This is a genomic window from Paracoccus sp. S1E-3 (genome assembly GCF_013868135.1).
In the GTDB taxonomy this organism is placed as follows: Bacteria; Pseudomonadota; Alphaproteobacteria; order Rhodobacterales; family Rhodobacteraceae; genus Paracoccus.
In genome coordinates, this window is sequence record NZ_JACEMU010000016.1 from 211,451 (window position 1) to 237,921 (window position 26,471).

General features: G+C 65.6%; 22 protein-coding genes and 1 tRNA gene. 2 read left to right on the forward strand and 21 right to left on the reverse strand.

Features of this window, described 5'->3' with window-relative positions:
* Positions 1–235: 235 nt before the first annotated feature.
* The 8 genes from H1S04_RS18830 to H1S04_RS15580 form a co-directional block, all read right to left on the reverse strand.
* A complete protein-coding gene (locus tag H1S04_RS18830; RefSeq protein WP_298948203.1) occupies positions 236–1,039 on the reverse strand; it encodes a cytochrome c1 in 804 nt (267 codons plus the stop codon).
* A 531-nt stretch (positions 1,040–1,570) separates the two neighbouring features.
* Entirely contained in the window at positions 1,571–2,893 is a 1,323-nt protein-coding gene (gene petB / locus H1S04_RS15550) for a cytochrome b (RefSeq protein ID WP_181746433.1), read from the reverse strand.
* A 10-nt stretch (positions 2,894–2,903) separates the two neighbouring features.
* Complete coding sequence (gene petA / locus H1S04_RS15555) at positions 2,904–3,464, reverse strand: ubiquinol-cytochrome c reductase iron-sulfur subunit (protein WP_181746434.1); 561 nt, start codon at positions 3,462–3,464, stop codon at positions 2,904–2,906.
* A gap of 246 nt (positions 3,465–3,710) precedes the next feature.
* Complete coding sequence (locus H1S04_RS15560) at positions 3,711–4,508, reverse strand: purine-nucleoside phosphorylase (RefSeq protein WP_181746435.1); 798 nt, start codon at positions 4,506–4,508, stop codon at positions 3,711–3,713.
* Entirely contained in the window at positions 4,492–5,544 is a 1,053-nt protein-coding gene (locus H1S04_RS15565) for an ABC transporter permease (protein WP_181746436.1), read from the reverse strand. Before H1S04_RS15565 ends, H1S04_RS15560 begins: the two co-directional genes overlap by 17 nt.
* Positions 5,545–5,597: 53 nt before the next feature.
* A complete protein-coding gene (locus H1S04_RS15570) occupies positions 5,598–6,695 on the reverse strand; it encodes an ABC transporter permease (protein ID WP_181746437.1) in 1,098 nt (365 codons plus the stop codon).
* Positions 6,695–8,368: an ABC transporter ATP-binding protein gene (locus tag H1S04_RS15575; protein ID WP_181746438.1), complete on the reverse strand. Its 1,674-nt coding sequence runs from the start codon at positions 8,366–8,368 to the stop codon at positions 6,695–6,697. Before H1S04_RS15575 ends, H1S04_RS15570 begins: the two co-directional genes overlap by 1 nt.
* Positions 8,368–9,357: a BMP family protein gene (locus tag H1S04_RS15580; protein WP_181746439.1), complete on the reverse strand. Its 990-nt coding sequence runs from the start codon at positions 9,355–9,357 to the stop codon at positions 8,368–8,370. The genes H1S04_RS15575 and H1S04_RS15580 overlap by 1 nt, the downstream gene beginning before the upstream one ends.
* Positions 9,358–9,546: 189 nt before the next feature.
* On the opposite strand from H1S04_RS15580, the gene radC reads away from it, so the two are divergent.
* Complete coding sequence (radC, locus tag H1S04_RS15585; RefSeq protein ID WP_181746440.1) at positions 9,547–10,314, forward strand: DNA repair protein RadC; 768 nt, start codon at positions 9,547–9,549, stop codon at positions 10,312–10,314.
* Between the two features lie 161 nt (positions 10,315–10,475).
* Entirely contained in the window at positions 10,476–10,742 is a 267-nt protein-coding gene (locus H1S04_RS15590; protein ID WP_181746441.1) for a DUF333 domain-containing protein, read from the forward strand.
* A 309-nt stretch (positions 10,743–11,051) separates the two neighbouring features.
* Here the strand turns inward: H1S04_RS15590 and hflX are convergent, their stop codons facing one another.
* The 13 genes from hflX to H1S04_RS15655 all read right to left on the reverse strand — a co-directional run bounded on the left by hflX (position 11,052) and on the right by H1S04_RS15655 (position 26,471).
* Positions 11,052–12,350, reverse strand: coding sequence for a GTPase HflX (gene hflX, locus H1S04_RS15595; RefSeq protein ID WP_181746442.1), 1,299 nt, complete (start codon positions 12,348–12,350; stop codon positions 11,052–11,054).
* The gene (hfq, locus tag H1S04_RS15600; RefSeq protein ID WP_022704857.1) at positions 12,351–12,584 is read right to left on the reverse strand and encodes an RNA chaperone Hfq; all 234 of its coding nucleotides are present in this window, start codon (positions 12,582–12,584) and stop codon (positions 12,351–12,353) included.
* Between the two features lie 93 nt (positions 12,585–12,677).
* On the reverse strand, positions 12,678–14,312 hold the full coding sequence (locus tag H1S04_RS15605; protein ID WP_181746443.1) for a TrkH family potassium uptake protein: 1,635 nt from the start codon (positions 14,310–14,312) through the stop codon (positions 12,678–12,680).
* Positions 14,312–15,688: a Trk system potassium transporter TrkA gene (gene trkA, locus H1S04_RS15610; protein ID WP_181746444.1), complete on the reverse strand. Its 1,377-nt coding sequence runs from the start codon at positions 15,686–15,688 to the stop codon at positions 14,312–14,314. The genes H1S04_RS15605 and trkA overlap by 1 nt, the downstream gene beginning before the upstream one ends.
* Before the next feature lie 60 nt (positions 15,689–15,748).
* Positions 15,749–16,924: an ABC transporter ATP-binding protein gene (locus H1S04_RS15615; RefSeq protein WP_181746445.1), complete on the reverse strand. Its 1,176-nt coding sequence runs from the start codon at positions 16,922–16,924 to the stop codon at positions 15,749–15,751.
* A gap of 26 nt (positions 16,925–16,950) precedes the next feature.
* Positions 16,951–18,495 carry an alpha-amylase family glycosyl hydrolase gene (locus H1S04_RS15620; RefSeq protein WP_181746446.1) on the reverse strand — a complete coding sequence of 515 codons (1,545 nt, stop codon included), beginning with the start codon at positions 18,493–18,495 and terminating at the stop codon, positions 16,951–16,953.
* Positions 18,495–19,625 (reverse strand): carbohydrate ABC transporter permease, encoded by a 1,131-nt coding sequence (locus tag H1S04_RS15625; protein WP_181746447.1) that lies wholly within the window; start codon positions 19,623–19,625, stop codon positions 18,495–18,497. Before H1S04_RS15625 ends, H1S04_RS15620 begins: the two co-directional genes overlap by 1 nt.
* A complete protein-coding gene (locus H1S04_RS15630) occupies positions 19,625–20,620 on the reverse strand; it encodes a carbohydrate ABC transporter permease (protein ID WP_181746448.1) in 996 nt (331 codons plus the stop codon). Before H1S04_RS15630 ends, H1S04_RS15625 begins: the two co-directional genes overlap by 1 nt.
* 57 nt (positions 20,621–20,677) lie before the next feature.
* Positions 20,678–22,033, reverse strand: coding sequence for an ABC transporter substrate-binding protein (locus H1S04_RS15635; protein ID WP_370470479.1), 1,356 nt, complete (start codon positions 22,031–22,033; stop codon positions 20,678–20,680).
* 389 nt (positions 22,034–22,422) lie between these two features.
* Positions 22,423–22,884, reverse strand: a complete 462-nt coding sequence (locus tag H1S04_RS15640; protein ID WP_255435649.1) for an Rrf2 family transcriptional regulator — start codon at positions 22,882–22,884, stop codon at positions 22,423–22,425.
* A 151-nt stretch (positions 22,885–23,035) separates the two neighbouring features.
* Positions 23,036–23,111: transfer RNA gene (locus tag H1S04_RS15645), tRNA-Thr, on the reverse strand.
* A gap of 98 nt (positions 23,112–23,209) precedes the next feature.
* Positions 23,210–25,072, reverse strand: coding sequence for a heme biosynthesis protein HemY (locus H1S04_RS15650; RefSeq protein ID WP_181746450.1), 1,863 nt, complete (start codon positions 25,070–25,072; stop codon positions 23,210–23,212).
* A 10-nt stretch (positions 25,073–25,082) separates the two neighbouring features.
* Positions 25,083–26,471, reverse strand: a complete 1,389-nt coding sequence (locus H1S04_RS15655) for a COG4223 family protein (RefSeq protein ID WP_181746451.1) — start codon at positions 26,469–26,471, stop codon at positions 25,083–25,085.

The following is a 26,471-nucleotide window of genomic DNA, read 5'->3' on the forward strand; positions in this document are numbered from 1 at the left end:
CGTCCGGCCGGATCGTCCGCTTGCTGCCAAGCCCCTGCGTGTAAGTGTGCGAGGCCTTGGTTGTGCGGGCGTAGGCATATGGGGCAGCAATAGATGTGACCCACGCTGATCGAACCGGAATTGTAGAGGGGCGTCCGGGCGCCTGCAATTCGGGGCATCGATTGAAAACGGTGACGATACCGCAAAAGAAAACGCGCCCCGAAAGGGCGCGTTCGCATTGTCGTGTGGGCGGGGATCAGACGTCCCGGCCGTGCTTGATCGGCGCCCATAGGCGCTTGTTGGTCAGATAGAGCAGCGAGGCCAGCACGATCAGGAAGATCACCGACACGAAACCGACCTTCTTGCGGTTCATCATGTGCGGCTCGGCGGTCCACATCAGGAAGGCCGACACGTCCTTGGCCATCTGGTCGACCGTGGCCGGGGTGCCATCTTCATAGGTGACCTGATCGTCGGCCAGCGGCGCCGGCATGCCGATCCAGTTCCCGGCAAAGGCGGCGTTGTGATACAGCGTCGTGCCGGCCTGCTCCTTGGTTTCGCCATCATAGCCGGTCAGCACCGAATAGATGTATTCGGGCCCGCCGATCCCGTAGATCAATTGGTTGATCCCGGTGCCCAGCGGCCCATGGAACCCGGCCCGCGCCTTCGCCATCAGCGACAGATCGGGGCCCATGCCCTCGCCGGTCACGGTCGGGAAGTAGTCGGTCGGAATGCGCGGACGATCCTCGCCGGTTTCCGGGTCGGTGATGTCCAGGGCGGCCGCATAGGCGCGGACCTGATCGTCAGGCAGATCCGGGCCGCCCTCGTCACCCAGCGTGCGCAGGGCGACCTGCTTCATGCCGTGGCAGGCCGAGCAGACCTCGGTATAGACCTGAAGGCCGCGCTGCAGCTGGAACTGGTCGAACTTGCCGAACGGCCCCTCGAAGGAAAAGGCCACGTCGGTGATGTGCTGGACCTCATGGCCGCCGGCCGCTTCCTCTGCTTCAGCGCCCGAGGCGGCCTCGGCTTCGGCGCCCGCGGCTACGTCGGCTTCGCCTTCCATGGTGGCAGCTTCGCCGAGGTCTTCTTCGGCAGCGGCATCCGCCGGGGTGGTCTCGGCCACGGCCTTGTCTTCCTCGGCCTGAACGGCCTCAGTCGCTTCGGGGCTGGTCGCAGCCTCCTCGCTCAGCTCGGCAGCGCTGCCGGTCTGTTCGGCAGCTTCGGCCGGCGTTTCCGCAGGGGCCGCCGGGGCCGGTGCGGCTTCAGCGGTGGCCGCATCTTCTGCGGCAACGGTCTCGCTGGCGGTCGCACCTTCCGTCTCCGCAGCCTCGCCCGCGGCGTCGGCGGTTGCATCAGCACCCGTGGGAGGGGCGACCGTGTCGGTCGCAGCCTCGCCCGCGGGGGCCGCCGTGTCGCTGACGGCACCGGCAGCGTCATTGGCGGCGCCCGTCGCCGCTTCGGCGGCTTCGGCCGGTGCCGTGTTTTCCGGGACCGGAACGGTGACGGTCGTGTCCTGCGCCCAGGCCGCTGCGCCAAGGGTCAGCGCGGCGACGGCCGTGAGGGTCTTGGTTCTCAGGGTCATGCTTGCCTCTCCTTACTCGGCAGGATGGGTGTGTTTGCCGTAATGCGCGGCGAAGTCTTCCTCGATGGTCGAGGGCATCGGCGCCGGCTTCTCGATCACGCCCAACAGCGGCAGGATGACCAGGAAATAGGCGAACCAATAGGCCGAACCCGCCAGCGCGATATAGGGATAGACCCCTTCGGCAGGCATGGCACCAACCCACATCAGCACCACGAAGTCGACGCAGAGCAGCCAGAACCACCACTTGAACAGCGGGCGATACTGACCCGAGCGAACGCGGCTGGTGTCCAGCCACGGCACCAGCGCCATGACCGCGATCGCGCCGAACATCGCCAGAACGCCGAAGAACTTGGCGTCGATGATGCCGAAGCTGATCTTCTCGACCAGGATCACCACCCAGACGTCAGCGGTGAAGGCGCGCAGGATCGCGTAGAAGGGCAGGAAATACCATTCGGGCACGATATGGGCGGGGGTCGCCAGCGGGTTCGCCTCGACATAGTTGTCGGGGTGGCCGAGATAGTTCGGCATGAAGCCGACCACGGCGAAGAACACCACCAGAATGACCGCCAGCGCGAACAGGTCCTTGATGACGAAATAGGGCCAGAAGGGCAGCGTGTCCTTCTTCGCCTCCTCTTTCGAGCCGCGGCGCACTTCGACGCCGGTCGGGTTGTTGTTGCCGGTGGTGTGGAAGGCCCAGATGTGGACGACAACCAGCGCGGCGATCACGAAGGGCAGCAGATAGTGCAGCGAGAAGAAGCGGTTCAGCGTCGCATTGTCGACGGCCGGTCCGCCCAGCAGCCATTCCTGAATGCTCGGCCCGATGCCGGGGATGGCGCCGAACAGGCCGGTGATCACGGTCGCGCCCCAGAACGACATCTGACCCCAGGGCAAGACGTAGCCCATGAAGGCGGTGCCCATCATGCACAGATAGATCAGCATGCCGACGATCCAGGTCACTTCGCGGGGCGCCTTGTAGCTGCCGTAGAACAGGCCGCGGAAGATGTGGATGTAGACGGCCAGGAAGAACAGCGAGGCGCCGTTGGCATGCAGATAGCGCAGCATCATCCCGCCGTTCACGTCGCGCATGATATGCTCGACGCTGCGGAAGGCCAGCGAGACATGGGGGGTATAATGCATCGCCAGGACGATGCCGGTGACGATCTGAAGCGCCAGGCAGAAGGCCAGGACGATGCCCCAGATCCACCACCAGTTCAGGTTTTTCGGCGTCGGGATCATCAGCGTGTCATAGATGATGCTGACGACCGGCAGACGGCGGTGCAACCAGCGCTCGGGCGCGGTCTTGGGTTCGTAATGGTCGTGCGGAATACCGGACATGCGTGTCTCCTCAGCCGAGCTTCAGCGTTGCGTCGTCGACAAAGGTCGCGATCGGGACTTCCATGTTCCGCGGCGCGGGGCCTTTGCGGATGCGGCCGGCGGTGTCGTAATGCGAGCCGTGGCACGGGCAGAACCAGCCACCGAAATCGCCGGCGCCGTCACCGATCGGCACGCAGCCCAGATGGGTGCAGACGCCGATCATCACCAGCCATTCGCCGGCTTCGTCCATGGCGCGGTTGGCGTCGGTTGCCGGTTCGCCGGGCTTGTTCTTGTTTTCAGCGCCCTGGTCGATCAGATCCGTGACCTCGACCGCGCGGGCGGCCTCGATTTCTTCCGGGGTGCGGCGGCGGATGAACACGGGCTTGCCCAGCCATTTCACGGTCAGCTGGGTGCCGGTTTCGATCCCGCCGACATCGACCATGATCGAGGACAGCGCCTGCACGTCGGCGGACGGATTCATCTGGTTGATCAGGGTCCAGGCGGCGGCGCCGGTCGCGACGGCCCCTGCCCCGGCGGTGGCGTAGTAGAGGAAGTCCCTCCGCGTGCCTTCGTGTTCTTCTGCGTTGGTCACGGCTAATCTCCGGTTCCGGCCCGCCACCGCGGACCAACTATAATCTATCGGGCCGCTTGAATCGCGGCCTCGGCATCGGCATCTCTACCGATCAATTTCCCGCCAGTCCAGCGGGAGACCGGCATCAGTTTCGGCCAAATCGCCGCAAGTGTTGCGTTTTCGTCGGACCCGAGCAGCGCGGCCGCCACATTGCGCCGCAGCCCGCCGGGCCACGGTGAACAGATTGCGAGCGCGCATCGAGAAGGCCTAGCCCCGCAGGAAGCTGCGCAACACCTTTTCCAGCTTGGCCGCGCCGAGCGGCGCCATCTGCTTGGTGTGGTCGTGGCTGATCGATTCGTCGGACAGCCCCGCCCCCATATTGGTGATGACCGAAATCGCCGCGCAGCGCAGGCCCAGGAAGCGGCCAAGGATGATTTCCGGCACCGTCGACATGCCCACCGCATCCATGCCGAGCACGCGGGCGGTCCGGATTTCCGCCGGGGTTTCGAAACTGGGGCCGGAAAACCAGCCGTAAACCCCTTCGGGCAGGGCCACGCCCTCCGACTCGGCGGCCGCCCGCAGGCCGGCGCGCATCTCGGCGTCATGAGCGTCGGTCAGCGGCACGAAACGGGCATCCGTCTTCTCGCCGATCAGCGGGTTGGTGCCCGCGAAGGCGATATGATCGTTCAGCATCATCAGGCCGCCCGGCGCGAGGACGGTATTCACCGCCCCCGCCGCATTGGTCAGGATCAGCTTCCGGGTGCCAAGCGCGGCCAGCGTTTCCAGCGGCAGGCGCATCGCATCGGGGCGCCCGGATTCGTAATAATGCGACCGGCCGCCAAACACCGCGACGCGGCGCCCTTCCAGATTGCCGATCACCAGTTGCGGCACATGACCCGACACACCGGCATGCGGAAAGCCGGGCAGTTCGTCATAGGGAATGGCCACGCCCTCGACCGCCTGCGACAGATGGCCAAGGCCGGACCCGAGGATCAGCCCGTATTCCGGGGCCTCGGGTCCGGCGCGGTCCTGGATCAGGGCAGCGAGTTCAGCGCTCTTTGACATAGGGTTCTCCGCCCGCGCGCGGCGGGATGGCGCGGCCGACGAAGCCCGCGAGGATGATGACGGTCAGGATATAGGGCAGCGCGTTCATGAACATCGACGGAATGGTGATCGGCCCCAGTTCCAGATTGGGATAGCGGTTGGCGATGGCCTCCAGCAGGCCGAACAGGAAGGTTGCACCCAGCGCGCCCCAGGGGCGCCATTTGGCGAAGATCAATGCCGCAAGCGCGATGAAGCCGCGCCCGGCGGTCATGTCCTTGACGAAGCCCGCCGACAGCCCGGTCGCCAGATAGGCCCCGGCCAGTCCGCACAACACGCCGCAGATGCCCACGGCGGCGTAACGCAGCCGCGTCACCGACACGCCCGCAGTATCGACCGCGGCCGGGTTTTCCCCCACCGCCCGCAGCCGAAGCCCGAAACGGGTGCGATTCAGCAGCCACCAGGTCGCGGGCACACACAGGAAGGCCACATAGACCAGGATCGAATGGTCCGAGATCAGTTCGGCATAGATCGGCCCGATCACCGGCACATCGCGCAGCGCATCGGCGAAGGGCAACCTGATCTCGGTGAAGCGCGGCATGGTCGTCAGCGTCACCGCCAGATCAGGCCCGACGATCCCCGACAGCCAGTCGCGGAACGGCGTCGTCAGCGCCTCCAGCTCGGCGCCGGGGTTGAGGGTGGGCGTCCGCCCCCCCAGCCCGAAGATCTTCTGCCCCAACAACACCGTCAGCCCGGCGGCCAGAAAGTTGATTGCCACCCCGGAGATCAACTGGTTGCCCCGGAAAGTGATCGAGGCCAGCCCATGCACCAGCGAGAGCATCAGCGATCCGATGATCCCCGCGCACAGCCCCAGCCAGACATTGCCCGTCAGCGCCGCCACCGTGGCCGAGGTGAAGGCGGCCATCAGCATCTTGCCTTCCAGCCCGATGTCGAACACGCCCGCGCGTTCCGAATACAGCCCCGCCAGACAGGCCAGCAGCAGGGGCGTCATCAGCCGGACCGCGCTGTCGAGGATCTGCAGGATGGTGTTGAAATCCATGGCTCAGCCCTCCGTGGCCGAAGGACGGGCGGCGTTCATGCGACAGGCCCTGCTCATGCCCGGTTCCTCAGCCGGCGGGCGGTGAAGAAACGTTCCAGCGGCATACGGACCATGTTGTCCAACGCGCCGGTGAACAGGATCACCAGGGCCTGAATGACAATAATCAGCTCGCGCGGGATCGAAGTCCACAGCGCCAGCTCGCCCCCGCCCTGATAGAGGAAGCCGAACAGCAGCGCCGCCAGCAGCACCCCGACCGGGTGATTGCGGCCCATCAGCGCCACAGCGATGCCGATAAAGCCCGCGCCTTCGACACTGTTCAGCACCAGCCGCTCGGCCTCGCCCATGACATTGTTGATGGCCATCAAACCGGCGAGGCCGCCCGAGATCAGCATGGTGATGACGGTGATCCTGACCGGCGAGATGCCGGCATAACGCGCGGCGGTTTCGGATTTGCCGAAGGCGCGGATCTCATATCCCAGCCTTGTGCGCCAGATCAGCAGCCAGACCGCCACGCAGGCCAGAAGCGCGATCAGGAAGGTGACGTTGGCCGGGGTATGGGTGCCCCATTCGATGCCGAAACGGGCGAAGATGTCGCTGATCTTCGGCAGATGGGTCGAGGGCGGAAAATTGGCCGAGGCCGGATCCATGCTGCCCACCGGACGCAGCCATCTCACCAGCGCCCAGTTCAGCAGGGCGGCGGCGATGAAGTTGAACATGATCGTGGTAATCACGATATGGCTGCCGCGCTTGGCCTGAAGAATGGCCGGGATATAGGCCCAGGCCGCACCAAAGGCGGCCGCGCCGAGCATCGCGCCCAGCAGCGCCAGCGTCCAGTGCGGCCAGGGAATAAACAGACAGACCAGGGCCACGCCAAGTCCACCCAGCCCCGCCTGCCCCTCGCCGCCGATATTGAACAGGGCCGCGTGATAGGCCACTGCCACCGCGAGCCCGGTGAAGATGAAATTGGTGGTGTAATACAGCGTGAAGCCCCAGCCATAGCTGGACCCGAGCGCGCCGGTCACCATGGTCTTCAGTGCCTCCCACGGGCTTTCCCCGATGGCGAGGATCACCAGCGCGGAAATCGCCGCCGCCAGCAGAAGCGAGATCACCGGCGTCAGGATCACATCCACCCATTTCGGCATCTTGTCCATTACGCCTGCCCTTCGGGTTTTGCGGTCGGCTCGTCCGGGTGATCGGCCGGGTGCCGATGCGCCGGGGTGATCCCGTCGCGGCCAGAGGCGTCCCTGTCGGTGACACCCGCCATAAGCAGCCCCAACTCGCCCGCCGTGGTGGTTTCGGGGTCGCGTTCCCCCATGATCATGCCGTCGAACATCACCAGCACGCGGTCCGAAAGCGACATGATCTCATCCAACTCGACGCTGACCAGCAGCACCGCCTTGCCGGCGTCGCGCAACTCGACGATACGCTTGTGGATGAATTCGATGGCGCCGATATCGACGCCGCGCGTAGGCTGGCCGATCAGCAGCAGGTCGGGATTGCGTTCGACCTCGCGGGCCACGACGATCTTCTGCTGGTTTCCGCCGGAAAAATTCCGCGCCGCCAGCTCCGGGTTGGGTGGGCGCACGTCGAAGCGCTGGAATTTGCCTTCCGCATCGGCGCGGATCGCCGCGCAGTCCATGAAGATCCCGTTCGAATATTCCGGCGCGTTGTGATAGCCGAATGATACGTTTTCCCAGGCCGGGAAATCCATGATCAGCCCCTCGTCCTGCCGGTCTTCGGGAACGTGGCCGATGCCGCGTTCGCGCCGCTCCGCCGCGTCCGAGCCGCGCCCGTTCAGCGCCAGCGGCTGGCCGTTCATCATCACCTCGCCGCTGATCTTCGCGCCCTTTTCCGGGAAGCCGCCGAGGATTTCCAGCAACTGCGTCTGGCCGTTGCCGCTGACGCCCGCGATGCCGACGATCTCGCCCGCGCGGATGTCGAAGGAAATGCCGCGGAGACGCTCGACCTTGTCGATATCGATCATGCGCAGGTCGCGCACCTCCAGGATGGGCTTGCCGGGCTGGGCGGGGGTCTTGTCGACCTCCAGCAGAACCTTGCGGCCGACCATCAGCTCGGCCAGTTCCTCGGGTGTGGTTTCCGCGGTCCTGACCGAAGCCACCATCTCGCCGCGCCGCATGACGCTGACATTGTCGGTGATCTCCATGATCTCGCGCAGCTTGTGGGTAATCAGGATGATGGTCTTGCCCTCATCGCGCAAGCCATTGAGGATACGGAACAAGTGATCCGCCTCGGCGGGGGTCAGCACGCCGGTCGGCTCATCCAGAATCAGGATGTCGGCCTGCCGATACAGCGCCTTCAGAATCTCGACCCGCTGCTGGTGGCCGACCGAGAGTTCCTCGATCGCCTCATCGGGATCGACCTGCAATTCGTATTCCTCGGCCAGTTCGCGCAGGCGCTTCCGCGCGCGCGCCAAAGACGGGCGCAGCAGTGGGCCATCCTCGGCCCCGAGGATGATGTTTTCCAGCACGGTGAAGTTCCGCACCAGCTTGAAATGCTGAAAGACCATGCCGATGCCCGCGCGGATCGCCGTCATGGAATCGGTGATCTGGATGGGCTTGCCGTCGATCAGGATCTCACCGCTGTCCGGCTTGTAGAAGCCGTAAAGGATCGACATCAGCGTCGATTTCCCGGCCCCGTTCTCGCCGATAATGCCGTGAATCGTGCCCTTCTGGACGGTCAGATCAATGTTCCTGTTGGCCTGAACCGGGCCGAACGCCTTGGAAATCCCGCGCAGTTCAATGGCCGGCGGGATGGATTGGGGGGCCGAATCCGGCCCCCCAGCTTTGGTCACGGTGTCGTTCATCAATCGACCGGACAGGTGTTATCGGTCATGTAGTCATGCACGACGATCTCGCCCGAGGCGATCTTGGTACGGGCGTCCTCGACCACGGCGGTCATCTCCGGCGTGACCAGCGGCTTGTTGTTGTCGTCCATGGCCACGACCACCCCGTCCGACTTCACGTCCCAGACCTTCACGCCCGGCTCGACCGCTTCACCCGCCTTGAAGGCATCATAGACCGCATTGTCGACGCGCTTCACGACCGAGGTCAGCACTTTGCCCGGATGCAGGTGGTTCTGGTTGGAATCGACGCCGATCGACAGGATGCCTTCGTCGGCGGCGGCCTGCAGGACACCGATCCCGGTGCCGCCTGCGGCGGCGTAAATCACATCTGCGCCCTGCGATTTCTGGGCCTTGGCCAGTTCGCCACCCTTCACCGGGTCGTTCCACGCCGCGGGCGTTGTGCCGGTATAATTGACCAGAACCTTGCCGTCGGGCTTGGCGGCCAGGAAACCCTGGCGGAAGCCGCATTCGAATTTGTGGATCAACGGCACATCCATGCCACCGATGAAGCCGACCGTCCCGGTTTTCGAGGCGTTCGCCGCCATGATCCCCGCAAGATACGACCCTTCGCCTTCGTTGAAGACATTCGACTGCACGTTCGGCTGTTCCACCACGGTGTCGATGATGACGAATTTCGTGTCAGGATAATCGCCCGCGATCTTGTTCAGCACCTCGCCAAAGGCGAAGCCGGTCATCACGATCGGGTTCACACCGGTTTCGGCCAGCCGGCGCAGGGCCTGTTCGCGCTGCGCTTCGGACTGCATTTCCAGTTCCTTGTAGGTGCCTCCGGTCTCGGCCTTCCAACGTTCGGCCCCGGCATAGGCGGCTTCGTTGAAGGATTTGTCGAACTTGCCGCCCAGATCGAAGATCAGCGCGGGTTCAGCTGCAGCAACGCCCGCCATCAGGCCGAGCGTCGCGGCCGATGCGAGAAGGGTTTTCGTCAGGGTCATGGCAACCTCTTGTTTCGAGCGGGCGATTCTGCCCGAGGATGGCATCGAGTTTAGGGCGGAAGGCGGGCCTTGGGTCAAGGCGATTTCTTGGCGCTGACGAAAGGTCAGCCGAACGGGACCGGAATTGCAGGGCTCTGGCGCGAGCGCCGGTTAACGGATTTTTCACCGCCGTCATGCAAGCCTTTGCGAATGGACACGAATCGCGCCTTTCACGAAGCACCTCTGCCGCTGTTCGCCGCCGATAGCGACGAGGCGGTGCCGATCCCGCGGCCAGGGGCGAAAACGCCCTCCTATCTGGCCGATCATCGCGCCCGCCTGCGCGAACGCTTCATGGCCGGCGGCGCGGTCCCGATGCCGGATTACGAGATGCTGGAGCTGGTGCTGTTCCGCGCCATTCCCCGGCAGGACGTAAAGCCACTGGCCCGGCGGCTGATCGAAACCTTCGGTGATTTCGCCCGCGTCCTTGCCGCGCCCGAAGCCCGGCTGACCAGCATCGACGGTGTCGGCCCCACCGTGGTGACGGAGTTGAAGATCGTCGCCGCTGCCGCCCAACGCATGGCACGCGGCCGGGTGCTGCGCAGGCCGGTCCTGTCGGGCTGGGACGCGTTGCTGGACTATTGCCACACCGCCATGGGCCATGCCGGAACCGAGGAGTTCCGCGTCCTTTTCCTTGACCGCAAGAATGTGCTGATCGCGGACGAGGCGCAGGGGCGCGGCACCGTGGACCACGTCCCCGTCTATCCGCGCGAGATCCTGCGCCGGGCGCTGGAACTTGGCGCGTCGGCGCTGATCCTGGTGCACAATCACCCCTCCGGCGACCCGACCCCGTCGCAGGCCGACATCGCCATGACCGACCGCATCCGCGTGGGCGCGGAGGTCATGGGGATCGCCATTCACGACCATCTGGTGATCGGTACCGGGCGCGAGGTCAGCTTTCGTCGCGAAGGATTGTTATAGGCAGGCGCTCCGGCTCGGAACACCGAGGCCGGGGCGACGCGCCCCAACCGCCCACGAGTCGAAAGGTCAGAACACACGGCAAGGGGCAGTCGTGAACCGTCGCTACTTGTCTCTGGTTGCAAGGAGCGGCAATCTTCGCTTGATCGAGTGAAGGAACGACCATGCGACCCATTCTGGCCCTGACCGTGCTGATCGCACCCATCGCCCTGACGGCGTGCGGTGGCGGCGGCGGCTCAACGACGACACGCAGCAGCGCCGCACCCTCGGCGGCGCAGATGGCCGTCGATCCTGCTGCCCTTTACTGTCAGGGCAGCGGCGGCACCGTCCTTCCCCGAACCGCTGGCGGCAGGCGCGCCGATCTGTGCCGGATGCCGGACGGTCGAACCGTGCGTGCGGCCGATCTACTCAACAGCCATAACGATCTGTAAGGTCAGCCAGCACGCTGTGGGCCTGCAGCAGGGATCGGGCGCATCAGACACATAGCCGGCGCAGCCCCGGCATTCGGCGACGTCCGAACACGGCACGATCTGTGAGCCTGATGCGTGGTCACGCTGAGGCAATGTGCAGTCGAGGCGGCCCTTGCAGCGGCGGAACCTGAGGCATCGGCGTTCTGTCGGCCTGCGCCGAGGCCCGCGCCGAGGACGGTGCGAAGGATCACGCCGAATATACTTTCAGATGTCACGCCTGCGGCGCCGGCCGCGCGCGCTTCCGTATTCAACGCCATTGGCGGCGTCGGATCAGAGCGCCTCGAAAGACGCGCGCTGGCGTTCGGTCCACAGGACGCGGACGGTCAGGCCTTCGTCGCCGGGCTGCTCGGACTGGACCACGCCGGCCTGATGCAGCCAGGCGCGGCGGCGGCCGTCGCTGAAATCGAGACGCAATTCGGCCGGCTCCTTGGGCTCGGACAGGGCATTTTCCAGCGCCGAATCAATGGCCTTGGTCAAATCGTCCAGCCCTTCGCCGGTCAGCGCGCTGATCGCCTGCACGCCATCGGTGCGCTTGTCGGTGTTGCGCAGCGCCTGCTGCGTCGCCGGAGACAGCGCGTCGATCTTGTTCCACACCTCGATCAGGGCGACGTTTTCATCAACGCCAAGCGACTCCAGAATTTCGGCCACGTCGGCGGCCTGTTCCTCGGTCTCGGGGTGGCTGATGTCGCGCACATGCAGGATCAGGTCGGCTTCCAGCACCTCCTCCAGCGTGGCGCGGAAGGCGGCGACCAGTTCGTGCGGCAGATCGCTGATGAACCCCACGGTGTCGGACAGGATGATCTGGCGCCCGCCGGGCAGCCGGATCGCCCGCATCGTTGGATCGAGCGTGGCAAACAGCATATCCTTGGCCATCACCTCGGCCCCGGTCATGCGATTGAAAAGCGTTGATTTTCCCGCGTTGGTATAGCCCACCAGCGCGACAATCGGATAAGGCACCTTGGCGCGCGCGGCGCGATGCAGGGTGCGGGTTTTCACCACCCGGTCCAACTGCCGGCGCAGCCGGGTCATCTGTTCGTCGATGGCGCGGCGGTCAGCCTCGATCTGGGTTTCGCCGGGACCGCCGACGAAGCCGAGCCCCCCGCGCTGCCGTTCAAGGTGCGTCCAGGCGCGAACCAGACGAGTGCGCTGATAGCTGAGCGCCGCCAGTTCCACCTGCAACACGCCTTCCCGCGTACGCGCGCGATCGGCGAAGATTTCCAGAATCAGACCCGTCCGGTCCAGGATCTTCACATCCCAGGCCTTTTCAAGGTTGCGTTGCTGGACCGGCGTCACCGGCCCGTCGATCAGCACCAGTTCGGCCTCGACCTCCGCAAGCGCGGTGCCGATTTCTTCCAGCTTCCCCTTGGTGAACAGCTTGCCCGGTTCAGCCTTGCGCAGGCGGACGACCTGCGCCCCCACGACCTCCACCCCCGGCAGGGCATGGGCCAGGGCGACCGCCTCGTCCAACGCATTTTCAGGCAGGCGGCGATTGGCGCCGCTGCCGTCGATATCGGGGTGGATCACATAGGCGCGGGTAGGTGCGCGTTCGGTGACGTGGGGTTCAGCCAATCACTCTTCGCCTTCATACAGGCTGATCGGCGCGCCCGGCATGATGGTCGAGATCGCGTGTTTATAGACCAGCTGCGACTGGCCGTCGCGGCGGAGAAGCACGCAGAAATTGTCGAACCAGGTGATCACGCCCTGCAGCTTGACGCCATTGATCAGGAAAATTGTCACCGGAACCTTGGCCTTGCGGACATGGTTCAGGAAGGCGTCCTGAAGATTTTGTTTGTCGCTGGCCATAGGTTTGTCCCTGTTCTGATTGTTGACCAAATCTAGGATGCGAATCAGACAGTGACAAGCGGCCCTGAAGGGGCGGCGCCCGCCTGTGGCGAATCAGCGACGCCAGAAGTCCGGCGTCAGCAGCGCAAGGATCGCCAGCGTCTCCAACCGGCCGACGATCATGGCCCCCGCCAGCACCGTTTTGGGCAGGAGGGCAAGGCCCGACCACCCCTCCCACGGGTTCGAGGCAATGCCGGCGCTTGCCTCGAAACTGGGGGTCAGGTTGATGGTGCCGGCCAGCGGCCCGGTATTGGTCAGCGCCGAGACCGACAGCATCACCGCAGTATCGAATTCGATCTGATGAATCGAGACCAGCAACACCGTGACCGCTATCGACAGGGCAAACAGCATGAAAAAGATGAAGGCGAGATAGGCGCCCTCGCCGCGCAGCCGGCGCGCCATCACCCCGCCCCCCGGAACCGAGGCCGGATACACGATCCGCTCCAGCTCGCGCTGGCTTTGCCGGGCCAGCGCATAGACGCGCAGCAGCTTGACGCCGCCCGCCGTGGTGGCCACGCCGCCGCCCATGATGGCCAGCCCCGCCAAGAGAAGCCCCGGCGATTCGAGGCCCGACCAGCTGCGCGCGCCCTGCCAGTCGATCGAGTTCCAGCCCGTCGTGGTCAGGAAGGACATGGCGTTGAACAGGCCGCCCCACGTCGCCACGGCCGCGTTTTTCAGCGACAGATACATGCCCACGGCCACGGTGTTTTCGGCGGTGGTGATTTCGAATGTGGCGAAGAAATGGCGGGCGAACAGCACCAGCGCCACCAGCACGACCACGCCGAGGCCAAGCTGGATTTCGGGGTCGTCCCACAGCGATTCCGATGCCTTCAGCTCTCCGCCGCCGGGCCAGAAGCGCCGCGACAGGGCGAGGATCAGGAAGGCGAAGACCAGAAATTCGCCGGCCAGCCCCGAGTCGACCCCGATCGCGCCCGCGACCGGCGAAATTCCCGATGTCGACAGCGTGCCCATTGCCCGGCTGAGCGCGACCAGCCCCGGATCTCCGGCGAGGAGCAGCAGCACCCAGAGCAGCAGCGTCAATCCGGCATAATAGGGGCCGACGAGGCGCAGCATCCGCAGCGCCTGCGTGGTCGGCGTCACCCGCCGCCCGGCGAGGTTCAGCAGTTGTGCCGGCGTCCGCGCCCGACCGCCGCCAGTATCGGGCAATGGGGCGAATTTCTCGGTGCGGCCATAGGGCGAGGCGAGGATTTCGAAGCCGCCGACCTTCAGCGGCGCGAGAATCGCCACGGCAGTGACCAGAATGAACAGCCCGCCCATCCAGCCCACCAGCGCGCGCCACAGATGCAGCGGTGGCATCAGCATGTCTGCCGCGTAAAGCGTGGCCCCGGTCGTGGTCAGGCAACTGACCATTTCCCACCAGGCGTTGTAGAAGCCCGTATCGGGCAGCGCCAGCGCCAGCGGCATTCCCAGCGCCAGCGGCAGCACCACAAAGGCGCCCAGCATCGTCGCCAGAACCGACCGGCCATGCGGGCCCGAGGTGATCTCGCGTCCGCCGGTCGCCACCCCCAGCAGCGCCGCCAGCACCAGCATCAGCACGCCGCTGAGCAGGAAGATGCGCGAAATGTCGTGGTAATGGGTGGCCGCCGCATAGGCGCCCGGAATCAGCATCATCGCCCCGGAGATGCCGATCATCAGCACGAACAGCGGCAGGCGGCCGAGGCGGTCCATCAGAAGAAGTCGATGGCGACCTGCAGCAGCCGCTCGACCTCGGGGACGTCCTCGGTCAGGGCGAAGATGCAGACGATGTCGCCTTCCTCGATCCGGGTGTCGGGCATCGGTTTGACCACTCGTTCGCCCTTCAGGACCATGCCGATCAGCGCGCCTTCGGGCAGGTCGATATCGCGGATGCTGCGCCCGGCCATGGACGAGGTGGGAAGGACCTGCGCCTCGATCACTTCGGCCTCGGCGTCGCCGATGGAATAGATGTCGCGCACCCTGCCGTGGCGGACATGGCGCAGAATCGTCGACACGGTGATCGAGCGGGGGTTGATATAGGCGTCGATGTCCAGCGGACCCATCAGGCCCAGAAGCGTCGGGTCGTTGACAAGGCTGATGACCAGATCGGCCCCGGCCTGCTTTGCCCGCACCGCGGCGAGGATATTGACCTTGTCGTCGTCGGTCAGGGTCAGCACCGCATCGGCCCGGCTGATCGAGGCTTCTTCCAGCAGTTCGGATGACAGCCCGTCGCCGTTCAGCACGATGGTACGTTCCAGCGCATCGGCGGCCTGTTCAGCGCGGTCGCGGTTGCGTTCGATGATCTTCACATGGACCTTGTCGCGGCCCTGTTCCAGCGCCTTCGCCACCGCGAGGCCGACATTGCCGCCGCCGATGATGATGACGCGGTCGGCGCGGGTGGTCTTCTTGCCGAAGATCTCCATCGTGCGGTCCACGTCGCGGGTATCGGTGAAGACATAGATCTGATCGCCTTCGAACAGCTGATCGCCCGGTTCGGGCGCGAACAGCCGGCCCTCGCGACGGACGCCCACAACGATGGCGCGCAGACTGGAAAACAGCTCGTTCAGCTGGCGCAGGGGGGTGTTCAGGACCGGGCTGTCTTCGTCCATCACCAGTCCCAGCAGGCGGACCTTTCCTTCCAGGAAATCCTCTGCCTCGAAGGTCTGAGGCGCGCGCAGGCGGGCAAGGGCGGCCTCGGCCACTTCGCGTTCGGGGCTGATGACCACGTCGATGGGCAGGTGATCGGTGCGGTAAAGATCGGAATAGATCGCGTCCAGATAGGCGGGAGAGCGCAACCGCGCGATCTTGCGCGGCACCCGGAACAGCGAATGGGCCACCTGACAGGTGACCATGTTCACCTCGTCCGAATGGGTGACGGCGATGATCAGATCGGCATCCCGCGCGCCCGCCCTGTCCAGCACATCGGGATGCGAGGCGAAGCCCGACACCCCTTGCACGTCAAGCGCCTCGGTCGCGCGGCGGACCAGTTCGGGATTGCTGTCGATGACGGTCACGTCATTCTGTTCGCCCGCCAGATGTCGTGCGATCTGCCAACCGACCTGCCCGACGCCGCCGATGATGATCTTCATGCCGTTCCCTTCGCCTTTGCGCCAGCATTAGGCGCGATGGCACAGGCGGTCAATGAAGCCTCAGCCGACAGGCGGAGAGGCGATGATCTCCGTCAGAACGACGGGATCGGGCGTCGCCTGCGTCCATCGCATCGGCGTCGTCGGCGGCCCGTCGCGATACAGAAGCGAGCGGCCGTCGTGAAACAGATGCATCGCCTCGGGATCGGCGGTCAGTCGCACGGTCTGGTGGTTCAGGCCGGTATGGATGCCGGGCAGCTTGGCGGTGACTGGATCGCCGTCGCCGGTGGTGCCGAAATACAGCAGCGTCACCTCGCCGAGGGCCTCCGTCAGGTCGACCACGCCTTCGAACAGCGCCGGGCCGTCAGCGATGCGCAGGTCTTCGGGGCGGACACCCAGATTGACCGCCATGCCCTCGTCGCCGGGACGCGTCGGGATGGCCACATCGGCCACGCCGCCCGCATCCAGCTGGACGCGGGTCATGTCACCGGTGGTCACCACCTTGCCGGGCAGCAGGTTCATCGCCGGGCTGCCGATGAACTGGGCGACGAATTCGGTCATCGGGCGTTCATACAGCTCCAGCGGCGCACCCACCTGGGCGATGCCGCCGCCGGCCAGCACGACGATGCGGTCGGCGAGCGTCATCGCCTCGGTCTGGTCGTGGGTCACGTAGATCATCGTCCGGTCGGGCATCGATTCCTTCAGCTGCGCGATCTCGATCCGGGTCGCGACCCGCAGCGCCGCGTCGAGGTTCGACAGCGGCTCATCGAACAGATAGACTTTCGGGTCGCGCACGATGGCCCGCCCGATGGCCACGCGCTGCCGCTGGCCGCCCGACAGCGCCTTGGGGAGGCGGTCCAAATAGGGCGTCAGTTGCAGCATCTTGCCGGCGCGATCGGTCGCGGCCGTGATCTCGGCGGCGGATTTGCCGGCGATTTTCAGCGCGAAGGCCATATTGTCGCGCACGGTCATATGCGGATAGAGCGCGTAGGACTGGAACACCATGGCAATACCGCGCTGGCTGGGCGGGATGTCGTTCATCCGCGCCCCGTCGATGTGAAAATCGCCGCCGGTGATCCGTTCCAGCCCCGCGATCATGCGCAGAAGTGTCGACTTGCCGCAGCCCGAGGGCCCGACGAAGACGATGAACTCCCCCGATTTGATGTCGAGGTTGATGTCGCGCAGCACCTGCACATCGCCGTAAGACTTCGCGACGTTGTTCAGTTTCAGATCGGCCATGATGCCCCCTTCCCGGACGCGTCCGGTTACCCCTCGTGAATAACGACCTGCCAGGGCTGAAGCCCGGCCGCCGCGCTGTCCGACAGATTGGCGCGCAGCATGACACGGTCGTCGCCCTGCTGGCGTTCGATGATCAGGATATCGCCCTCGGCCCGGATCTGCTGGTCGCCCAACCGAAGCGCGGGGTGGCGATGGCGCAGGGCGATGGCCGCGCGATAGTGGTTCAGTACCGAATCCGGGTCGGGCTGCTGGACGCTGACGGCACGGGCCAGATGTTCCGCAGGGACCGGCAGCCACGGCTTCGCGGTGGAAAAACCGCCATGCGTATTGCTGTCGTCGTCCCAGACCATCGGCGTACGGCAGCCGTCGCGGCCCTTGAATTCCGGCCAGAACTCAATGCCGTAAGGGTCCTGCAGATCCTCGAAGGCGACATCGGCCTCGGGCAGGCCCAATTCCTCGCCCTGATAGATGCAGACCGAGCCGCGCAGGCACATCAGCACCGTCGCATAGGCCTTGACCGCGTCATCGGTCAGCCCCCAGCGCGAGGCATGGCGGACCACGTCATGGTTGGAGAACGCCCAGCAGGGCCAGCCATCGGGGGCGCGGGCCGCCTTTTCGGCAAAGACATCGACAATCCGCTGCGCCGTCAGATCCTCGCCCGACAGGAAGTCGAAGACATAGGACATCTGCATCCGTTTGTCGCCCGAGGTATATTCCTCCAGCAGTTCCCACGCCTTTTCGCTGTCGCCGATCTCGCCCACCGCGGCGGTGCCCTTCCGGTCCATCACCGCGCGCAGCTTTTCCAGGAAAATCAGGTTTTCAGGCTGCGACTTGTCGTATCTGTGGCTTTGGTGGTTATAGGGGTTCACCGCGGGCGCGGTGTCGGATTTGCGCTGATCGGGCGGCAGGGGCGGGTTGTCGCGCAGCTGCGCGTCATGGGTATAGAAGTTGATCGTGTCCAGCCGGAAGCCGTCCACGCCGCGAGCCTGCCAGAAGGCGGCCACATCCAGCAGCGCCTGCTGGACCTCCGGGTTGTGGAAGTTCAGATCCGGCTGCTCCTTCAGGAAATTGTGCAGATAATACTGCTCGCGCCGCGCGTCCCACTGCCAGGCGCTGCCGCCGAAGATCGACAGCCAGTTGTTGGGCGGCGTCCCATCGGGCTTCGGATCGGCCCAGACATACCAGTCGGCCTTGGGATTGTCGCGGCTGGCGCGGCTTTCCGCAAACCACGGATGCTGGTCCGAGCTATGCGAGAGCACCAGATCGATCATGATCTTCAGGCCCAGTTCATGCGCCCGAGCGATCAGCGCGTCGAAATCCGCCATGGTCCCGAAGGTCGGGTCGATGTCGCGGTAATCGCTGACATCATAGCCGAAATCCTTCATGGGCGAGCGAAAGAAGGGCGAAATCCACACCGCGTCGGCGCCCAGCGCGGCGATATGATCCAGCCGCCGGGTGATGCCCGCCAGATCGCCCGTCCCGTCGCCGGTCGTGTCCTGATAGCTGCGCGGATAGACCTGATAGATCACCCCGCCCTTCCACCAGTCTTTCGCCTGTTCCAAATTCGTCATCAGCCACCTTTAACCGAACCGGCCAGCAGACCGCGGACCAGATATTTTTGCATTGCGAAGAAGACGATCAGCGGGACCGAGATCGAGATGAAGGCCGAGGTGGCGAGGATTTCCCACTCGCCGCCTTTCGAGCCCATCAGCTCGCGCAGCACGCCGGTCATCACCAGTTGTTCGCGCGTATTGCCCAGAAAGACCGTGGCGACCAGCAGGTCGTTCCACACCCAGAGGAACTGGAAGATCGCAAAGCTGGCAAGCGCCGGGAAGGACAAGGGCAGAATGATCTTGCGGAAAATCTGAAACTCGGTCGCGCCATCGACGCGGGCGCTTTCGATCACCTCGCGCGGCAGGCCCGCCATGTAGTTGCGCAACAGATAGATCGCCAAGGGCAGGCCGAAGCCGGTATGCGCCAGCCATATCCCCAGATAGCCCTTGCCGATGCCCAGATCGTTGTGCAGCCTGAGCAGCGGGATCAGCGCCACCTGCAACGGCACCACCAGCAGGCCCACCACGACGGCGGTCAGCAGCGCGCGGCCCGGAAATTCCATCCATGCCAGCGCATAGGCCGCGAAGGCCGCGATCAGGATCGGGATGATGGTGGCCGGGATGGTCACCGTCATGGTGTTCATGAAGGCGCGCCCGATGCCTTCGGCGCCCAGCACGCGGCCATAATTCGCCAGCGTGAATTTCGGCGGGCTGGCGGTGGTGACGAAAATCCGCTCGCCCCGTTTCATGGTGAAAGGGGTGGCCGATTCCATCCGGTATGCGCCATCCTCGTCCACGGTCAGCTTGGCGCCGTCCACGTCCGCGCTCTCGCCGCCCTTGTAAGCGGCGGGGTTGCGCGCCGAAGTGCCCCAGCCGACCAGCTTCTGGCCCTCGGTCAGGACATTGCCTTCCAGCACATATACGGCGCCGTCCTGCTTCTGGTCCTCGGCATTGCCGGTGCGGACGAAATCGGTCTGCTCCGAGGAGGTCAGCGACTTCCACCAGCCGGTCGCCGCGATCTGGTCGCGGTCGCGGAACGAGGAGACGAACAGCCCGGCCGTCGGGATCGTCCACAGCACCACAAGGAACAGTGCCGCAAGATTGACCGCCCAGGTCAGCGTGGATTTCTGTCCGGCCATGCCTTCCATCAGCGCATCTCCCGCCGCACGTTGCGAATATTCCAGATCATGATCGGCAGCACGAGGATCATCAGCACAATGGCGATGGCCGAGCCGCGCCCGTAATCGGGCGTGCCGCGGAACATCCAGTCATACATCAGGTTCGCCAGCACCTGCGTGCCCCATTGCCCGTTGGTCATCACGAAAACGATGTCGAAGACCTTCAGCACGGTGATGGTGATGGTGGTCCAGACCACGGCAATGGTGCCCAGGATCTGCGGCACCTTGATCTTGAAGAAGATCTGCCACGGGCTGGCGCCGTCCAGCACGGCGGCTTCGATGGTTTCTTCCGGGATGCCGCGCAGGGCCGCCGACAGGATCACCATGGCGAAACCGGTCTGGATCCAGACCAGCACGATCATCAGGAAGAAATTGTTCACCGGCTGCAGCGTCAGCCAGGTCTGCGCGGTGCCGCCAAGGCTTTGCCAGATGGCGTTCAGCAGGCCGATCTGTTCGGTCCCCGGCTCGCGATATTCATAGATGAATTTCCAGATCACCCCCGCGCCCACGAAGGAAATCGCCATCGGCATGAAGATCAGCGATTTGCCGAAATTGCCCCAGCGGATGCGGTCGGTCAGTTGCGCCGCGATCAGCCCGAACAGCGTCGCCAGCGCCGGCACGATCAGCAACCAGAAGAAGTTGTTGATCATGGATTCGCGGAACTTCGCGTCCTGCGCCAGCCAGGCATAGTTTGACCCGCCGACATATTCCGTGCTCGACCCGTTGAACATCGACAGCCAGATGGAGTTCAGCACCGGATAGACCAGATAGACGCCCAGAAACAGGATCGCGGGGCCAAGGAACAGCCACGGCCGGATCAGCCCGGCACGGCGGATATTGTCGCCCGCTTTCGGCCCGCGCGGCGGCAACAGCTGGTCCAGCACGAAATTAGATCCCCAGAACCATGCCATGCAGCCCAGGACGCCGACGGCGATCGTGCCGACCGCAAGCAGTAAAAGCTCCATCCCCGTCCCCTCCTCCGATAACGCAGCCGGCCCGCTCCCGCGGGCCGGTCCGAGGCCTTATTTCAGCGCATCCCAGGTCGACTGGATCGAATCGGCCGCTTCCTGCGCGGTCTTGCCGCCGACAAAATCGACCATGCCGGTCCAGAAGGCACCCGCCCCGATCGCGCCGGGCATCATGTCCGACCCGTCGAAACGGAAGGTGGTGGCGTTCTGCAGCACATCACCCATGCGCTTGACGGTCTCGTCCTGATAGGCTTCCGGGTTCACACCCTTGTGCGGGGTCAGGAAGCCCTGCTGGGCCATCCAGATCTCGTGGGCGATCGGCGTCTGCAGGAAGTCGATGAAGGCCGGACCCGCCGGGTTGTCGGTCAGGACCGAGAACAGCGTGCCGCCGCCCAGCACCGGCTGCCCCAGCGAGCCGTCCGCGGGGGCCGGGAAATAGAAGAAATCGGCGTCTTCGCCGACCACGGTGCCCTCGGGGAAGAAGGTGGTGATGAAGCTCGCCTGACGGTGCATGTAACAGCCGGGCGGGCTTTCAAACAGACCCTTCGGGCTGTCGCGGAAATCGGTCGCGGCGACCGAGCCGGTGCCGCCGGCCACGAAATCGTCATTCTTGGCGAACCAGCCGAAATCGTCGATCGCCTTGACCACTTTCGGATCGTTGAATTTCAGCGCGTTCGTCGTCCAGGCATCGTAATCCTCGGGCGAATTGTTGCGCAGCATCAGATCCTCGACCCAGTCGGTCGCGGGCCAGCCCGTCGCGCCGCCCGAGCCGAGCCCGATGCACCAGGGCTTTTCACCATCCGCCGCGATCTGTTCGGTCAGCGCCTTCAGATCCTCCAGCGTTTCGGGAACTTCGTATCCGGCATCCTCGAAATTCTCCGGGACGTACCAGACAAGCGATTTCACGTCGGCCTTGTAGGGGAATGCATAGACGTGCTCGGCCCCATCCGGTCCTTTGTAGGTGACCAGCTTCGCCCAGCTTTCGCCCGCCGCGTAATTGTCGCGGATCCATTGGCCGACCGCGTCGGGCAGCGGCTTCAGCTGGCCCTTCGCGGCCAGACCGGCGGCCAGACCCGGCTGCGGGAAGACCGCCACATCGGGGGGCGATCCGGCCTCGGCATCGATCACGATCTGCTGCTCGAAACTGTCCGAGCCGCTGTATTTCACATCGACGCCGGTAGCTTCCTCGAAATAGGGAATGATCGATTCGAACAGGTCCTTGTCACCCCCCAGCCACGGACCCAGCACGGTCAACTCCTGCCCGGCCAGATCGCCATGGGACGCCTTGAACGCTTCGAGGCTGTCCCAGTTGAACGTCGGGTCCTCTCCCACGGGGAATTTCATCTGCGCATGCGCAACGCCGGATGTCAGCGCTATCATGGCAACCGAAGCCAGGAATTTCTGTTTCACGACGTCTCCTCCGTCAGTTTCCGCAGATGGGGCGGGATGAGGTCAAGCTTCAGCTTGAAAAGCCGGAATTGTCAAATGGTCGCGGGGCGATGGCGGCTGCTGCATCTGCATTATCCGCGGGTCGCGCGGCACCCCGACGCCTGACCTTGTAGAGGCGCGAAGCAGCGGTTTTGCTGCGGTTGCAGCATCGGCTCGCAACGGGGCGCGACGGACAAGCCGCTGATAGATCAGTCAAACCGGCGCAATGCCACGCCCACACGACGCCGCGCGGCATTGGGGCGCCGCAACCTGCCGGATCGGCGTGAAAATACTTTCGAGCCGGGCGCATCCTGCTGCCCGCGGCGGGCGCCGGTCCGATTCGCGCATGCCTTCCGCGCCGCGAATCGTCGTCAGTGCGGTTGCGGCGGCGCGTTGCTGCGGGGCGCGCAACTCGGCGTGGTAAAGGCGTGATGCAGACTCGGATTGTCGCAAACCAGCTGTTCGAGCGTCACCTTGTCGAGCGCGCGATAAAAGGCCCGCTGCGCCTCCAGCAGCGCATCGCGCAGCCGGCAGCCTTCGGTCAGCGGGCAGGTATTGCCGTCGGCATCGAAGCATTCCGTCAACGGCAGCGCGGCTTCGAAACGAAGGAAGATCTCGCCCACGGTGATGCCGCTGGGCTTGCGCGCCAGCTTCATGCCGCCCGCCCGGCCCCGCAGCGTGTGCAGGTAACCCATCGTCGCCAGCTGGTTCACCACCTGCGCGACATGATGCGCCGAGGCATTGCAAGCGCTTGCCACCTGGCCCGAACGGGCCAGTTCATCCGGATGCACCGCGCAATACATCAACACGCGCATGGCCAGATTGGTTCGCATTGTCAGGCGCAAGGTCGCCCCCCTCATTTTCGCCGCAGCTATCATGCTTCCGGGCTGAAGGATTTGATCTGCGTCAAGTCGCGCCCGGCCGGGCGGCACATGCGTCGGGATGTGAGAGAAATGGGCGGATCAGCCGATCCTGACGCAGAGGTGGTGCCGCTGAAGGGACTCGAACCCCCGACCCCATCATTACGAATGACGTGCTCTACCAGCTGAGCTACAGCGGCGCCGTCTGCGTGCCGCGCCGGATAGCAGGTTCCGGCGCGGGGGAAAAGCCCTTTTCGGGCGCGCCCGCGGTCCTTTCGCGGGATGCGGGCCGGTGCGGTCAGCGGGTTTCGGGCGTGGTGTCGATCGGCTCCACATCGGGACGCACCGGGGTGTCGCCATCGATCACCGGCGGCTTGTGCCAGATGGCCGGTTGGCCGGGCGGATAGCGGGCGTCGCCGGCTGGCTCGACATCGGGGGGAATCGGGGTCGACACCACGTCGTCGGCCAGCACGTCATCGGCCAGCACCTCGGACAGCGCGCGCGGGCGGCTGGTCTTTGGCACCGGTTGCGGTTGCGGCGCGGCCGGCCCCGCAGGCTCGGGCGCCGGCTGGGCCGGTGCGGCGCGCGTCTCGGCCGGTTCGGGGTCGGTGATGGTGCGCGAGGGCTCGCCCAGAAAATCGGATTCGCGCGGGACCATTCCCGGCTTCACATCGGCGACCACCGAGACCTCAGGCGCCTGGTGCTGGGTTGGGATCTGCCCCGAGGACGCCTGCGAGGGCCCGGCCGGCGCAGGGCTTTCGGCCGGTTTTTCCGCGGGGCGCGGGCTGCCGATCAGCAGCGGCAGCAATTCGGTTCCGGCAGGACTGTGGGCAGCGCGCGTCTGCGCCGGCTCGCGCCAGCTGAGCGTGTCGAACCCGCCGCAATTGGAGCAGACCGGCGCCCAATCCTCCATGACGTTTTCGCATTTGTCGCAAACCCATTGCGGCCCGCGCGAGGCGCCCATGGCCTTGACCAGCCATGCCCGCACGGCGGCATCGTCGCTGCCCTCGCCGCGTTCGACCGCTGCCATGATCGCCAGGCTGCGTGTGGTCGGATGGGTCTCGGCCAGATCGCCGAGGGCGCGGCGGGCGCCGGGGAAATCCTCGTTCGCCAGCAGCAATTCGGCGCGCAGCAGGCGCGTTTCCTCGTCATCCGGGTTCTTCTTCATCAGCGCTTCAAAGCGGCGCAGGCGCTGCGCCGGGGTCTCGTCGGGGACGATCGCGGCATAAGCCTCGGCCAGATCGGGATGGGGGCGCACCGACCAGGCCTTTTCCAGCAGCCGTTCGGCATTGCGCGGGTCTTTCTGCAGCACGTAGGTCCGCGCCGCCAGCACCACCGCCGGGATCAGATCGGGGGAGGCCTTGGCCGCCGAAATCGCCGCCTCGCGCGCCGAGATCGAGCTTCCCTGCGTCAGCACGTCGCGCGCCTCCTGCAGGGCCAGAACGGCGTCGCGGCGGATATGGACATCCTGCGGCAACTCGCCCTGCTTGCGCTTGTCCTTCAGGACCCCGCGCGCGCCCTTCCAGTCGCCTTCCCTGGTCGACAGTTCCAGCAGCGTGTTCTGGATTTCCGCATGGCGCGGTTTCAGCGCATAGGCCTTCTGCGCCAGTTGCAGCGCGGTATGGGTATCGCCCTTGGCCAATTTCTGCTTCATCAGCCCGCGCACGCCGACAAAGCGGGTGCGGTCGTCTTCCAGCATCTCGCGGTAAACCGCTTCCGCCTTGGCATCATCGCCCGCGACCTCGGCCGCCTGCGCGGCGAGCAGGCGGGTGGCGCGCGGATCGTCCAGATATTTCGCCGCCCGGCTGGCCAGATCCTGCGCCTGCTTGCCCTCGCCCGCAGCCACGGCCAGCAGGCCCTGCGACAGCGCCTCGATCCCCTTTTCGCGGCGCGAGCGGGCGAAGTAACGGTTGATCGCGGTTTCATCGCCCATGATGAAGCGCAGGAAAGCCCAGACCATGCCCAGCAGCTTGAAGAAAACCCACGCCGCCACCATCAGCGCCGCCAGTGCCACCACGGCCTGAATGGGCCCGAGCGTATATTCGGTGCCGTTCAACACCAGCCGCACCCCGTCGCTGGTGGCCGAGAGCGTATTCAGGCCGACCGCGATGGACAGGATGACGGCGAAGAACAGAAGGATCTTCAACAGCGAAAGCAGCATGATTATTCCCTCAGTTCAAAGACTTGGCGACTTCGGTCAGTGCGGACTGGGCAGCCATGTAGGCATTGGCCTGCGCCACCCATCCGGCCATCGCAGCCTGCCCCGCCTCGGGCAGGCCCTGCAATTCGGTCAGCGCCGTCGCCAGATCGCCCTGTGCCACCAGCGCGCTGGCGCGTGACAACACGGCATCGGGATCGCCGCCCTCGCGCGGCTCGACCGAACGCGCGCCGGTCTGCACGCGCAGGAAATTGGACACCGCGCCCAGCGGCCCCTGTGTCTTCGATTCGGCCTTCAACGAGGCCGTCAGCGCTGCGCGCGCCGGCGCGTCAAAGCTGATCTGCAACTGGTCCAGCGTCGGCAGATCCTCCTGCGCCAGCGGCTCGGGCACCGCGACCCCGGACTGTTCCAACTGTTGAACGGCTTCGGTGGGTGTGGCGCTGCCGCCTTCCAGCGCCGCCCCCAGCACGGCGACCGAAGCGACCGCCTGTGCCCGCTGCGCCGCGGCCGCGGCTTCGGCCTGCACGGCGGCAAGGCTGTCGCGGGCCTGTGCGGCGGCAGCGTCAATATCGGCGCGCACCTGGGCCGCGCCCTGCGCCATCGCCTGCACCTGCTGCATGGCGGCCGGGTCCAGCTGCGGGCGCGCATTCAGATCGGCGATCTGACGCGCCTGCGTTTCCAGCTGGGTCTGCAGCGCCGCGATGCGCGCGGTCACCTCGCCCGACGGCGCTGCGGGAGAGGCCGCCTGCGCCGGTGCGGCCGCCGCCAGTGCCTCCGCCACCTGCTCGCGAATAGAGCGGTCGATCTGGTCTGGTTCTGGCGCGGCGGCGGTCACGGGCATCGCAGCCAGCGCCGCCGCAACCTCGGTCTTCGCAGCCTCGGCCCCCGCGGCCGAAGCTGCATCGGTCAATGCCGCGACATCAACCGGCGCACCGGCGCGCCAGGAGGGCGGCAGATAAGGCAGCGCATAGATGGTGGCGGCAGCGCCAAGCCCCGCCGCGACCGCACCGCCAAGAACCAAGGGCCAGAAGCCCACCTTCTGCACCACGGTCTGGCCGACCAGATCGGGCTCGGGCCGGGTGGCCGGGCGGATGGTTTCGGGCTTGGGCGCGGGCTTGACCGGCTCGGCCAGCGTCGCAGGCTGGGTCAGTTTCTGGGGCGCCGGCTTGCCTTCGGGCGCCGGCTTGCGCTCGGCTGCGGGCACGCCGCCTTCGGGCCGCCCCAGCAGGGTCGATTCGATGGGCTGCGAGGGCGGAATGCGCGAGACCGTCACCGCATTCCCGGCCTGCACCGGCGCCGAAGCCACGACCGGCCCGGCGGCGGCCTGCTTCTTGGGCGCCGCGCCGGTTTTCGCGGTCGATTTCGCTTTCACAGCCTTGTCTGCCTTGTCGGACGTCGCCAC